This window comes from Deltaproteobacteria bacterium PRO3 (genome assembly GCA_030263375.1).
Classification (GTDB): Bacteria; UBA10199; UBA10199; order DSSB01; family DSSB01; genus DSSB01.
This window is the reverse complement of sequence record SZOV01000005.1, coordinates 56,677-69,084: the sequence shown is the minus strand read 5'-3', so window position 1 is coordinate 69,084 and position 12,408 is coordinate 56,677. Positions and strand designations below refer to the sequence as shown.

General features: G+C 62.7%; 12 protein-coding genes and 3 tRNA genes. 12 read left to right on the top strand and 3 right to left on the bottom strand.

Annotation, left to right across the window (positions count from 1 at the left end):
• Positions 1-4 precede the first annotated feature (4 nt).
• Positions 5-514, bottom strand: a complete 510-nt coding sequence (locus tag FBR05_01885) for a CBS domain-containing protein (GenBank protein ID MDL1870934.1) — start codon at positions 512-514, stop codon at positions 5-7.
• Positions 515-608: 94 nt separating this feature from the next.
• Here FBR05_01885 and FBR05_01880 point away from each other — a divergent pair, with 94 nt between their 5' ends.
• From FBR05_01880 to FBR05_01860, 5 genes are all read left to right on the top strand, one after another.
• Entirely contained in the window at positions 609-1,118 is a 510-nt protein-coding gene (locus tag FBR05_01880; protein MDL1870933.1) for an NADH-quinone oxidoreductase subunit I, read from the top strand.
• 268 nt (positions 1,119-1,386) lie between these two features.
• Positions 1,387-2,400, top strand: a complete 1,014-nt coding sequence (locus FBR05_01875; protein MDL1870932.1) for an isocitrate/isopropylmalate dehydrogenase family protein — start codon at positions 1,387-1,389, stop codon at positions 2,398-2,400.
• A gap of 67 nt (positions 2,401-2,467) precedes the next feature.
• Positions 2,468-2,941 (top strand): thioredoxin-dependent thiol peroxidase, encoded by a 474-nt coding sequence (locus tag FBR05_01870; protein ID MDL1870931.1) that lies wholly within the window; start codon positions 2,468-2,470, stop codon positions 2,939-2,941.
• A 2-nt stretch (positions 2,942-2,943) separates the two neighbouring features.
• The gene (locus FBR05_01865; GenBank protein ID MDL1870930.1) at positions 2,944-4,011 is read left to right on the top strand and encodes an acyltransferase; all 1,068 of its coding nucleotides are present in this window, start codon (positions 2,944-2,946) and stop codon (positions 4,009-4,011) included.
• Complete coding sequence (locus FBR05_01860) at positions 3,992-4,258, top strand: hypothetical protein (GenBank protein MDL1870929.1); 267 nt, start codon at positions 3,992-3,994, stop codon at positions 4,256-4,258. Before FBR05_01865 ends, FBR05_01860 begins: the two co-directional genes overlap by 20 nt.
• A 3-nt stretch (positions 4,259-4,261) precedes the next feature.
• Here FBR05_01860 and moeB read toward each other — a convergent pair whose 3' ends face one another.
• The gene (moeB, locus tag FBR05_01855) at positions 4,262-5,443 is read right to left on the bottom strand and encodes a molybdopterin-synthase adenylyltransferase MoeB (protein MDL1870928.1); all 1,182 of its coding nucleotides are present in this window, start codon (positions 5,441-5,443) and stop codon (positions 4,262-4,264) included.
• Positions 5,444-5,987: 544 nt separating this feature from the next.
• Here moeB and FBR05_01850 point away from each other — a divergent pair.
• Positions 5,988-7,202, top strand: coding sequence for a DUF11 domain-containing protein (locus FBR05_01850; protein ID MDL1870927.1), 1,215 nt, complete (start codon positions 5,988-5,990; stop codon positions 7,200-7,202).
• Between the two features lie 143 nt (positions 7,203-7,345).
• Positions 7,346-7,420, top strand: a tRNA-His gene (locus tag FBR05_01845).
• Between the two features lie 36 nt (positions 7,421-7,456).
• Here the strand turns inward: FBR05_01845 and FBR05_01840 are convergent.
• A complete protein-coding gene (locus FBR05_01840; protein MDL1870926.1) occupies positions 7,457-8,230 on the bottom strand; it encodes a hypothetical protein in 774 nt (257 codons plus the stop codon).
• A 302-nt stretch (positions 8,231-8,532) separates the two neighbouring features.
• Between FBR05_01840 and FBR05_01835 the strand changes: the two genes are divergently transcribed.
• The 5 genes from FBR05_01835 to FBR05_01815 all read left to right on the top strand — a co-directional run bounded on the left by FBR05_01835 (position 8,533) and on the right by FBR05_01815 (position 12,397).
• A tRNA-Arg gene (locus FBR05_01835) sits at positions 8,533-8,609 on the top strand.
• A gap of 14 nt (positions 8,610-8,623) precedes the next feature.
• Positions 8,624-8,699: transfer RNA gene (locus FBR05_01830), tRNA-Lys, on the top strand.
• Positions 8,700-9,013: 314 nt separating this feature from the next.
• Positions 9,014-10,048 (top strand): linear amide C-N hydrolase, encoded by a 1,035-nt coding sequence (locus FBR05_01825; GenBank protein ID MDL1870925.1) that lies wholly within the window; start codon positions 9,014-9,016, stop codon positions 10,046-10,048.
• Positions 10,049-10,067: 19 nt separating this feature from the next.
• Positions 10,068-11,435, top strand: a complete 1,368-nt coding sequence (locus FBR05_01820; GenBank protein ID MDL1870924.1) for a TolC family protein — start codon at positions 10,068-10,070, stop codon at positions 11,433-11,435.
• Complete coding sequence (locus FBR05_01815) at positions 11,432-12,397, top strand: HlyD family efflux transporter periplasmic adaptor subunit (GenBank protein MDL1870923.1); 966 nt, start codon at positions 11,432-11,434, stop codon at positions 12,395-12,397. The genes FBR05_01820 and FBR05_01815 overlap by 4 nt, the downstream gene beginning before the upstream one ends.
• Positions 12,398-12,408: the final 11 nt, after the last annotated feature.

Here is a 12,408-nt window from a genome sequence, read left to right as displayed (position 1 = left end):
CTTCTTAAGCCCCCTCCGCGCTGCGGCTGATCCGGTGCGGGTCGGGGGGTAGGTTATAAATTTCCAGCGGAAAATTCTCCGAGAGGTAAAAGACGATGTCGCGGACCGAGACCAGGCCCAGGAATTCCCGCTTCCCGTTGACGACGGGCAGATGCCGGTACTTGCCGTCGTGCATCAGGCGGATGGCGACGGCCAAGGTGTCCTCGCGATCCAGCACCTTGGGCTTGGGGGTCATCAGCTTTTCGATGGGGGTCTCGGGGTCGGCGTCGGCCAGGAGGCCGCGGATCAGGGCGTCGCGCTCGGTGAAGATCCCCACGACCTTCTTGCCCGAGACGACGACGGCGCAGCCGGTGCGGCGCTCTTGCATGCGGCGCACCACCTCGCCCAGCGGCGTCTCGGGCGGGACCGTCAGGCCCTCCCGCGTGGCAAGGTTTCGGATTTTCTCGGTTTTGAGCGCCGCTTCGAAATTCACCGGAATTTCCCTCTGGAATGAAACCAGTCGGTTCGCAAGCAAGCCGAGTTTAGCGCGGCCGGGGAGGCAATAAAATGAGAAATATCAATCAAAATTGGTCTTGCGCCTAAGGCCGGGTATACATTAGGGAATCCCCATGCTCGTCGTGCGTCGGCCAAAACTGTCTTTGTGGGACAAACTGTACCTGGGGGCGGTCTTCAAGGGGATGTGGATCACCCTGAAGCACGCCGTGGGGAATATCTTCCACCAAGAGCGCATCCTCACCTACGAATACCCCGAGATGAAGAAGCCCATCCCCGAGAACTACCGCGCCGAGCATCGCCTGATGCGGCGGCCCGACGAAACCCCGCGCTGCACCGCCTGCATGCTCTGCGCGACCGCCTGCCCGGCCGACTGCATCGAGATCGTCGCGGCCGAGCACCCCGACCCCAGGGTCGAGAAGTATCCCGCCGTCTACAACATCAACCTGCTGCGCTGCGTGTATTGCTCGCTCTGCGTCGAGGCCTGCCCCTGCGACGCCATCCGCATGGACACCATGAAGATCGAGCAGGCCGGCTATACCCGCGAGCACTTCATCGTCGACAAAGAATACCTCCTCAAGAACCACCCCGAGGGGAAGAGCCCTTACTCGATCGCCCTCTATTGAGGTGCGCCCTGCATAGGGAGAAAGGGTGTCCCTTCCGGGACCTGCGGAACTCGCATCCATCAGATTTGCTGTTCAGTCCTTTCAGGCGGGGCAGACTTCAAAATTCTTATCCACGTTTTCTATCCTCTAAGGTTGGCTCAGACAGTCCTCGGTCCCTCCAGGGACACCCTTTCTCCCAATGCAGGGCGGTTTATTAGATGGATTTGAATTCCTCAGCCTTCACGATTTCGTTGACTCGGCGGGCGCCGAGCCCTAAAGATCCCGGCATATGCCCAAAACCTACCCAGTGACGCTGATCGAGGGCGACGGCATCGGCCCCGAGATCTGCGCCGAGATGAAGAAGGTCGTGGCCGCGACGGGGGTGAGGCTGGAGTTTTTCCCCGCCTATGCAGGCCAGACCGGGATCGAAAAGTTCAACGACACGCTTCCCGACCAGACGCTCAAACTCATCAAGAAGACCCGGGTCGCGATCAAAGGCCCGCTGATGACGCCCATCGCCAAGGGCTTCGGCAGCATCAACGTCCTGCTGCGCAAGAAGCTCGAGCTCTATGCCAACGTCCGGCCGGTGCGCAGCTTCCCCGGCGTCAGCCCCTATCCCGACGTCGACCTGGTGATCATGCGCGAGAACACCGAGGACCTGTATTCCGGCATCGAGCACGAGATCGCCCCCGGCGTCGTCGAGAGCATCAAGGTCATCACCCGAACGGCCTCGACCCGCATCGCCAAGTACGCCTTCGACTATGCCAAGCGCAACAAGCGCAAGAAGGTCACCTCCATCCACAAGGCCAACATCATGAAGCTCTCCGACGGGCTGTTTCTGGAGTGCGCGCGGCAGGTGTCGAAATCCTACCCCGGAATCGAGTACGCCGAGATGATCGTCGACAACGCCTGCATGCAGCTGGTGACGCGGCCCTCGCAGTTCGATGTGCTGCTTTTGGAGAATCTCTACGGCGACATCGTCTCGGACCTCTGCGCGGGACTGGTGGGCGGCCTGGGCCTGGTGCCCGGCGGCAACATCGGGAAGAAGTACGCGATCTTCGAGTCGGTGCACGGCTCGGCCCCCGACATCGCGGGCAAGGGCGTCGCCAATCCCATCGCGATCATCCTGACCCTGGCGATGATGCTGGATTATCTCGGCGAGACGAAGGCCGGGCAGGCGGTGCAGGCCGCGGTGACGAATATCCTGAAGGCCAAGAAGGTGCGCACCCCCGACTTGGGCGGCAAGCACACGACGGCCCAAATGGGCGACGCGATCGCCGCCGAGGTCGAGAGGTTGATGTAGGGGCTTTGTTCAAGCGTCGATGAATTTACCGGCCCTACGGACGTCGCAATAAATCAGGAGACCTGAAATGCCCAAAAAAGAACTGAAAGAAGGCGCCCCCGCCCCCGACTTCACGCTCCCCGACCAAGACGGCAAGAAGGTCAAGCTGAGCGACTTCAAGGGGAAGAAAAACGTCGTCCTCTACTTCTACCCGAAGGACATGACCCCCGGCTGCACGACCGAGGCCTGCGATTTCAGCGACGACAGCGCGAAGTTCGCCAAGAAAAACGCCGTGATCCTGGGCGTCAGCTTCGACGACGCCGCCAGCCACCAAAAATTCATCGCCAAGCACAAGCTGAAGCTGACCCTGCTCTCCGACTTGGACAAGAAGGTCGCCGACAAGTACGGCGTCTACCAAGAGAAGAGCCTCTACGGCCGAAAGTTCATGGGCATCGTGCGCTCGACCTTCGTGATCGACAAGCAGGGAAAGCTCAAGAAGATCTTCCCGAAGGTGAAGGTGGCGGGGCACTCCGACGAGGTCTTGGCGGCCTTGGCGGAATAGCGATGCGCGCCCTCGGCACCGACGAGCGGTTCTCGCGCGGCGTCGAGGCGCTGAAGGGCCTGGCGATCCTCGGGATCGTCTTCTATCACTACGATCGGCGGCTCAGCGGCGTCGAAAATCAATTCCAATGGATGTTTGGTCCGCTGCCCGCGTCGCCCCAGGAATGGGGATATTTGGGGGCGAGCCTGTTTTTTATTTTGAGCGGGTGGGGGCTGGCTTATGCCGCGCTCGGTGTAAAAAATAGGTCCGAACTTTGTCCCGCAGGGGCCCTTCCCCCCTTGGCGGGGGACAGGCGCGAACGGCCCCTGCGGTTTTTCGCAAAACGCCTGCGCCGGATCGTGCCGCTGTACTATTTATCGGTTCTGATTTTTTTCTTCGGTTTCCTGATTTTCACCTCGCAAGACCTGTCGAAGCTCTCCGGCCAATTCGTACTCAAATTACTCTTTTTGCAAAATGTCAGCCCCGAGACCATCTTCAGCTACAACTCCTCTTGGTGGTTTTTAGGGACCCTGGTCTACCTCTACGCGGCCTATCCCTGGCTGCTGCGGGTCTTTCAAAGGTCTCCCAACCTCGCCTTGGCCTTGTGTCTCGTGCTCAGCTTCGCGTTCTCGCACCTGCTCGCCCTGAGGCCGGTCGCCGACCGGCATCCCTATTTGGCGATGGGCGGCTTTCCCCTGGTGAAGCTGGGCGAGTTCGGCCTCGGGATGTGGGTGGCCTGCGTCGGGCGGTCCTCGCCGAAAAAGTGGCTCGGCGTAACCTTGCTGCTGACGGCCTCCGGGCTATTAGGCCTGCGGCATCCCGCTTTCTATCCTTTGCACCCGCTGGGCTTGGTCGCGCCGCTTCTCCTCCTCGCAGGCTGGATTCCCACCCTTGGCCTGGCCCGCTTGGGTGTTTGCAGCTACGGCCTCTTTCTGTTCCACCGACCGCTTATCGACCCCTGGCTGGCTGGGCTGCGCTCCTTCGGCCTCGGGGATAGCGCTTGGCTGGCCCCGGCGATCTTTACTATATTGGTCTTGGCATTCACCGTTCCGCTGGAGAGGTGGACTCAGCATGTCTTCGGAAGAAAATAACCCGCCCGAGGCCCAAACTCCCGAGGTCGCCGAAAAATTCCCCCGCGGCCGCGTGCAGCGCTGGTTTCCCCAGTCGCGCTACGGCTTTATCAAGGACCGCAATGGCCGCGACGTCTATTTCAACTTGGACGAGGTGCGCTTCGTCGGCGGCAAGGACCACCGCGACCTCCGCGAGGGGCAAGAGGTCGGCTACGACCTGGGCTGGACCTCGCACGGCGAGCATGTCGTCAAGATGAAGATTTACTAGGGATCAGTGCTTCAGCGGATCCCCGCCCGCCATCGAGCAGAACCACTCGTAGTCGATCAGCTCTTTGATCGTGGGGTTGTCGCCGCAGACGGGGCAGGCCGGGTCGCGGCGGACCTTCATCTCGCGGACCTTCATCTTGAGGGTGTCCATGATGAGCAGGCGGTTGACCAGCGGGTCGCCCTTGCCGAGCAGCAGCTTCAAGACCTCGATGCCTTGGATGCAGCCGATGATGCCGGGGAGCACGCCGAAGACGCCGGCCTCTTGGCAGGAAGGCGCCATCTCGGGCGGCGGGGGCTCGGGGTAGAGGCAGCGGTAGCAGGGGCCTTCGAAGGGCATGATCACGTTGACCTGGCCCTCGAAACGGAAGATGCTGCCGTCGACCAGCGGCTTCTTCAAGAAGACGCAGGCGTCGTTGATCAGGTAGCGCGTCGGGAAGTTGTCGCAGCCGTTGACGATGACGTCGTAGTCCTTGATCAGCTCCATCACGTTGTCGCGGCTCAGGCGCTCGCGGTAGGTGACGACGTTGATGTCGGGGTTGAGACCCTTGAGAGTCTGCTTGGCGGATTCGACCTTCGGCTCGCCGATGCGCGCCTCGTTGTGGAGGATTTGGCGCTGCAGGTTGCTGCGGTCGACGACGTCGTTGTCGACGATGCCGAGGGTGCCGACGCCGGCCGCGGCCAGATAGTAGGCCGTCGGCGAGCCCAGGCCGCCGGCGCCCACCAAAAATACTTTAGAGTCGAGCAGCTTCACCTGCCCCTCCTCGCCGACCTCGGGCATGAGGATGTGGCGCGAGTAGCGCTCGAGCTTTTGCGAGTCGAGGAAGGTCTGCTTGACGGTGGGACGGCCCTCTTGGTTCCAGCGGCTGTAGCCGCCGATCAGCGAGTGGACCTTGCTGTAACCCATTTGCTTGAGGCTTAAGGCCGCCAGCGCGCTGCGGTTGCCGCCGGCACAGTAGGCGACGATCTCGCGGTTGCGGTCGGGGACGGCGTCTTCGATCTTGAGCTCGAGCAGGCCGCGGGGGATCAGTTTGGCGTTGGGCAGGATGCCGCGCTCTTGCTCCTCCTTCTCGCGGACGTCGAGCAGGACAAGGTCGGGGTTTTTCTTCTGCAGCTCGACCAGCTGGTCGGGGGTGAGCTCGGAGATCTGCTGCTTGGTTTGCTTGAGGATGTCTTGAACGCTGGGCATTCGCCTTCTCCTAGTCCAAAAAACATTGGACTTTCTAAGCTATGTCCCGCGGTGCGCCGTGTCAAGGGGCCAAATTTTCGGGGTTCTGCGGTAAATATCCTGGATTTAGTGGCTTTTCGTGGCTTATGAAGGAGCCAATTTGCGCCCGTAGCTCAGCTGGATAGAGCAACGGCCTTTAAGCCATATACCTAGGAGCCTTGACGGGGAAACGAAACCCGTTAAGTGGACCGCACTGTATCGGGGGAACCTTCCCGAGTCATGTCGATGGCAATCCCGAGGAAACCGGCGAATCATGCCGGGATCCGTAGAGACTATACGTGCGGCACCTGAAACGGTGAAGAGATAGTCCAGACCACAAACCTCGAGCTATCGGGGGTGGTGAAAACCATAGTGGTAAGCTAAGCCGTAGGTCGCAGGTTCGACTCCTGCCGGGCGCGCCATTCCATACGCATTCACATTTTTCTTTCGTTGACTTTGGGCTCGGGATGTTTTCTTCCACAGGGGCACTCCCCGGGTTCCTGGATACACAACTACTGGAGGTTCTATGACGAGAATGGGCAAAGGCCTTGTCCTGCTTTCTTTCTTCTGCGCGACGGCGTTCCATGCTGTCTCCGCGCGGGCGACCAACGTCGCCCTCTTCGACAACGACACCTACGTTGATTCGGCGGGCGGCAGCGGCGCCGAGGCCGACAATATGCAGGCGGCGATCGCCTCGTTCGGTCACGTGGTCACCCCCTTCACCGGCATCACGGCAGCGGATTTCACCGCCGCCTTCGCCGGAAACCAGGTCTTCGTGATGCCTGAGCAGGAAAACGCCGAGCTGAACCCCGACCTCGACGACGCCGCGCGCGCCGCGATCCGCGATTTCGTCGAGGGCGGCGGGCGCATGATCATCGCCAGCGACGGCACGAACGGCAACAGCTGGACGCCCAGCTTGATCAACGCGGTGTTCGGCCTGAGCGTTACCAATAATCAGACGGTCTCCGACCCCACCGACCGGGTGCTGAGCGGCACGATCTTCGACAATGCGGCCGCCCAGCTTCCCGAAAACAACGCGACGGAGGGTCTGGATCTGGCGAGCCTCCCCGCCGGCGCCCTCAACGTCTACGCGGACGCCACCGTCGCGGTCGTGACGATCATCCCGGCGGGCGAGGGGGAGATCATCTTCCTGGGCTACGACTGGTTCAATTCCAATCCCCCCAACGGCGCCGGCCAAGACGGTGGCTGGACGGGGGTGCTCGAAGCCGCATTGGCCGACGCCGACTTGGCGATCGCCAAGACCGCGTCGCCGACCTTGGTCGACGTCGGCGAGAACTTCACCTACACCCTCACGGTCACCAACAACGGCCCCAACGACGCCGTCAGCGTCCTCGCCTCGGATTTCCTGCCCCCGGGCGTGACCTTGGTCAGCGCCGTACCCTCGCAGGGGGACTGCACCGGCAGCGGCCCAGTGGACTGCGACCTCGGCGCCTTGGCGAACGGCGCCTCGGCGACGATCACCATCGTGGTGACCGCGGACATCGAGGGCGACCTGACTAACCGTGCGGACGTCGTCGGGGCGATGATCGATCCCGATCCGGCCAACAACGAGGCGGTGGCCTCGGTGACGGCGGTCAACCCGCCCCCGGCGCCCAATCTGATCTCCGGGGCGGGCTGCAGACTGTCGGCCGGCATGGCCTCGGGTGTTTCCTTTTCCGGCCTCTGGGCCTTTGCCCTGGCCGCTTGGGTCGCGCTGCGCGGCCTGAAGGCCCGTCGCTAGTCGTCGCGATTGCTTTTCCAAGGCCGCGGGGCCGAGAGTCCCGCGGCCTTTTTATTTGCGGCGGCTCCGGCTTGTCTTTTTTGCGATTGACATTATCATTCAGGTACTTAAAGAAGCCTTACCCGCGCCAAGCGCGGAAAACGGTGGGCGTAGCTCAATGGTCGAGCACTGGGTTGTGGTCCCAGGGGTTGAGGGTTCGAGTCCCTTCGCCCACCCCAAGATCGAAGCCATTTCGGAAATCCGGAATGGCTTTTTTATTTCATGCTGGAGCGCAGCTGGACCATGACCTCTTGGCTGATGCGGATGCGCCCGCGGCGCGGTTGGTCGAGGTCGAGGACGATGTAGGTGACGAGGCTGATGAGAAAGGCGAAGCCGAAGGTGGCGAGCCAGCTGCGCCTTTTCCCGATGCCGAAGGAGTGGCCGATGAACAGGCCCGCGATGAAGGTGGAGACGATCAGCAGCACGATGATCGGCTGCGGAACCTCGTTTTGCCGGGCGGCCACTCGCTCGGTTCCGGTGTCGATCATCGTGTTGAGGCTGTCGACGATCAGGAGGTTGTTGGGCGACAGGGGATTTGCGTGCGCTTGTTCCATGCCCAGCTTCCAGATCTCGTTTTGGAGGGCCTCGGAGGGCTGGAGGGCGCCGGAGACGGCCTCGGCGTCGGTGGTCATGCGGAAGAAGGCCAGGCGCGCGTCAGTATAGCGCCGCAAGAGCTCGCGGTAAGGTTCCCGCCGGACCTCGTCGAAGAGGTCGCCGCGGAGGTAGGCGGTGCCGATGGCGTTAGCCTCTTGGATGAGCATGGCCTTGCGGGTCTCGAAGCGGGTGGAGGCCATGGAGTAGCTGAAGCCGAGCAGCAGGCCCACCAGGGCCAAGAGGGCCCCCTTGACGGTGTTGAGGGCCGAATTGCTCTCCTCGGAGGGTTTCCCGAGGCGCCGCCCGATCCAATAGCCCAACTCGATGGCGAGGATGAGGAGCAGAAAAAGCGCGGCCGCGATTTGCCAAGAGGGATAAGAGTGGAGGCTGCTCATGAAGTGTGGCGAAATGTGCCTATTTCCCGGCGGGTTGACAAGAAAAATGCATCCAAAGCGCGATCTCAGAATCCCCTTGAAAAGCCTGGAAAATGGACTCATAAGGGGGCGGCTTGATTTTGTTTTTCCGAAGGGTTGACGCGGGAAATTCAAAAGTATATGCACCAGCGCCGTTAGCTCAGCTGGATAGAGCGTTGATTCGCGAGCCCGAAGCAAGTTCGGGCTCGCTAAAGCCCAGGGGGAGTTACCTCCTCCCCCTTCAACCCCCACCGGTTGAGGTATTTTTTGCTGTGAGAGGTTTTGCGCCGTTAGCTCAGCTGGATAGAGCAACTGGCTTCGAACCAGTAGGTCGGGAGTTCGAATCTCTCACGGCGCGCCAACAAAATTTCCTTAGGGTGATTAGCTCAGTTGGTAGAGCAGCTGACTCTTAATCAGCGGGTCGCAGGTTCGACTCCTGCATCACCCACCAAAGGCTACGTAAACGCGTAGCCTTTTTTTATTTGTGAATCCGCTGGGGGTTGAAGGGGGAGGGCGGAGCCGCCCCCTGGGCTTTAGCAGTCCCGAATTTACTTCGGGACTGCGAATAAATCGCAGGTTCGACTCCTGCATCACCCACCCATAGCCGCGGTTTCACTGCGGCTTTTTTTTTGCCCTGACTCCACATCCACGAAGAATTTTCTTGGCAACCGCCTCTCCCTGCAGGGACAATCACCGCAAATCCACACAATCCGGGTGAGAGAAGGAGAGCGTATGCCCATTTGTTCCGCCCTGTCTCGCAGGCCGATTCGCCAAACCTTGATGGCCCTCGCTCTGATGCTGGCCCCAGCCTTTGCCCTGCACCCCCGTCTCGCCGAGGCCTGCACCCGCGTCCTCTGGAACGACCAGCCCGGCGTCATGATGACCGGCCGCACGATGGACTGGGCGGAAAGCACCCAGCCGGCCCTTTGGGTGATGCCGCGCGGGCTGGTGCGGGAAGGCGGCGTTCCGGACAACCCCGCGAAGTGGACCTCGAAGTACGGCAGCGTGGTGACCTCGGTCTACGACCTGGGTGCGGCCGACGGCGTCAACGAGAAGGGACTCGCCGGCCACATGCTATTCCTAAGGGCCACCGATTTCGGCCCGCGCGACCCCGCCAAGCCGGGGCTGCTCGCCGGCCTCTGGGTCCAATACCTCTTGGATAACTACGCGACCGTGGCCGAGGCGGTGGAGGCCATGAAGCAGATCCAGCCGGTGATGCAGGAGGCGCGCGGCTTTCATAGCACCGTCCACGTCGCGGTCGAGGACGTCGGCGGCGACTCCGCCATCTTCGAGTACGTCGGCGGCAAGCTGACGGTACATCACGGCAAGCAGTACACGGTGATGACCAACGACCCGCCCTATGACCAACAGCTCGAGCTGCTGAAGAAATACGACTTCCGCAATCCCAACTCGATGACCCCGCTGCCCGGCAACGTCAACCCGATGGACCGCTTCGTCCGCGCGACCTACTTCCGCAACCTGCTGCGCAAGCCGGCCGGCGAGCGCGAGGGCGCGGCGGCCCTGATGTCGATCGTGCGGAACGTCTCGGTGCCCTTCGACGCGCCCTACACCAACGACCCGCGCTTCTCGGTCTACAACACCGAGTACCGCACCCTGAGCGACCTCGCCAACGGCGTCTACTTTTGGGAATACACCCGCAGCCCCAACGTCCTGTGGGTCAACCTCAAGGGGCTTCGCTTCGACGCGGGTTCTCCGGTGCTGAGGCTGGACCCGACGCAGGCAAACCTGGTCGGCGACGTGACGGCCCGCTTCCAGCCGGTGCCCAAAGCGGCATTCTGATCTTTTTTCTAACAAATTGATGGACATCGGGGTCGGATCTCTCGTTATGAACCTCGTTATGCGCGCGATCGCGGCCCAAGCATGGCGAAATGTCCGAGGGCTCTGGGTGCTGCTGCTTTGCCTCGCGGCGCCGGCGCCCCTCGAGGCCCAGGAGCGGCCCCTGACCTGGCAAGACTGCGTCAACGAGGCCGCCATCCAAAACCCCGACATCGTGGCCGCCATCCAGACCGTCGCCAAGGCCCGCTCCCGGATCGGGGCCAGCCGCAGCGACTACTTCCCTCAATTGACCCCCAGCGCGGGTTACAACGCCAGCAACTCGGCCAATACGACCGGGATCAATCCCACCTCGCCCATCGACATCGACACGGGCACCCGCAACCAATTCCAGGTCGGCGTCGTCCTCGAGCAGAACATCTTCGAGGGTTTCAAGACCTCCTACGGCGTGAAGAAGAGCCGCGCTGAGTTCGACGACGCCGAGGCCAACCTAAGCCTGGTCAAGTCGCAGGTCTCGGCCGAATTGAAGACCGCCTTCGCGCGCCTGCTGTTTTCGCAAAAGCAGGTCGGGGTGGCGAAGAAGATCCTCGAGCGCCGCGAAGAAAACGTCCGCTTCGTCGACCTGCGCTTCGAGGGCGGCCGCGAGAACAAGGGCTCGCTGATGCGCAGCCAGGCCCTCTACGAGCAGGCGAAGTTCAACTTGGCCGAGACCCAGCGCGCCCTGAAGGTCGCCCGCCGCGAGCTCGCCAAGGCGCTGGGCCGCGAGGCGGCGACGGTCCTCGAGAAGCTGGCGGTGCAGGGCAGCTTCAAGACCCAATTTCCGAAGGAGTCGCCCGACTTCGCGGCCCTGGTGGTCGCGCACCCCGAGCACCGCCGCGCCGAGGCCCAGCTGAACGCGGGCCGGGCCGACGTGAAGATCGCGAAGGGCGACCTCTACCCCTCGCTCGACGCGACGGCCTCGGCGACGCGGCGCAAGTTCGAGGACGGCGGCTCCAACACTCTTTGGTCGGCGGGCGTCAACCTCAACTATCCGCTCTTCACCGGCGGCCGCGATTTCTACGAGGTGCGCGCGGCGCGCTCCGAGGAATTCCGCCTGGCCGAGGCCCTGCGCAGCGGCGACAACCGGCTGGCGCTCCAGCTCAAGCAAAGCTACGCCGATTTCAAGGACGCGATCGAACGCATCCGCGTCCAAGAGAACTTCCTTCAGTCGGCCCAGGTGCGCGCCGAGATCGCGCGTAGCCAGTACGCCAACGGCCTGATCAGCTACCAGGATTGGGACCAGATCGAGAACGACCTGATCGACAGCGAACGCACCATCCTCGAAAGCCTCCGCGACGCCCTGATCGCCGAGGCCGAGTGGGAGAAGGCGCAAGGCAGAGGAGCGATCCCATGAAGAAACCGTTCATCCTCGGCGCCGCCCTACTGGCGGCCGGCGCGCTGGCCTGGTGGGGCTGGACCCAATTTCAAAAGCAGGGCGAGGACCCGAGCTACCGCGAGGCGAAGGTGCGGCGCGGCGACCTCGAGGTGAAGGTGCTCGCCACCGGCCTGGTCGAGCCCGAAAACCGCCTCGAGCTCAAGCCGCCCATCGCCGGCCGGGTCGAGTCGATCTTGGTTGAGGAAGGGCAGGCGGTGAAGAAGGGCCAGGTCCTTGCCTGGCTCAGCTCCTCCGAGCGCGCCGCGCTGCTCGACGCCGCCCGCGCCAAGGGCCCCGGCGAGCTGGCCCGCTGGGAGGGCCTGTTCAAGCCGACGCCGCTCCTGGCCCCGCTGGACGGCCTGATCATCGTGAAGAACGTCGTCCCCGGCCAGGTCGTCACGGCCGCGGATTCGGTCTTGGTGATGTCGGACCATCTCATCGTCACCTCGCAGGTCGACGAGACCGACATCGGGCAGGTCAAGCTGGGCCAAAGGGCCTCGATCACCCTCGACGCATACCCGCGCGAGGAAACGCCCGGGCACGTCACACGCATCGCCTTCGAGTCGAAGACGGTCAACAACGTCACCATCTACGAGGTCGAGGTGCTGCCCGACCGCGTGCCCGACTTCATGCGCAGCGGCATGACCGCCAACGTCCGTTTCGCGGTGGAGCGCCGCGAGGGCGTCCTGCTGATGCCGGTCGAGGCACTGCGCCAGGAGGGCGCCGCGACCGCCGTCCTGGTGCCCAATCCGGCGGGGAAGGGGCCGCCGGAGACGCGTGAGATTAAAGTCGGCTTGACCGAGGGCAAAGACGTCGAGGTGACCTCCGGATTGAAGGACGGCGAGACGATTTTGGTGCCGACCTTGGCGAAGGGCAAGGCGGCGGCGCCCGGCAATCCTTTCTCGCCCTTCGGCGGGGGGCGGCCGCGCGGCGCGAGGTAGTTGCAAGGATG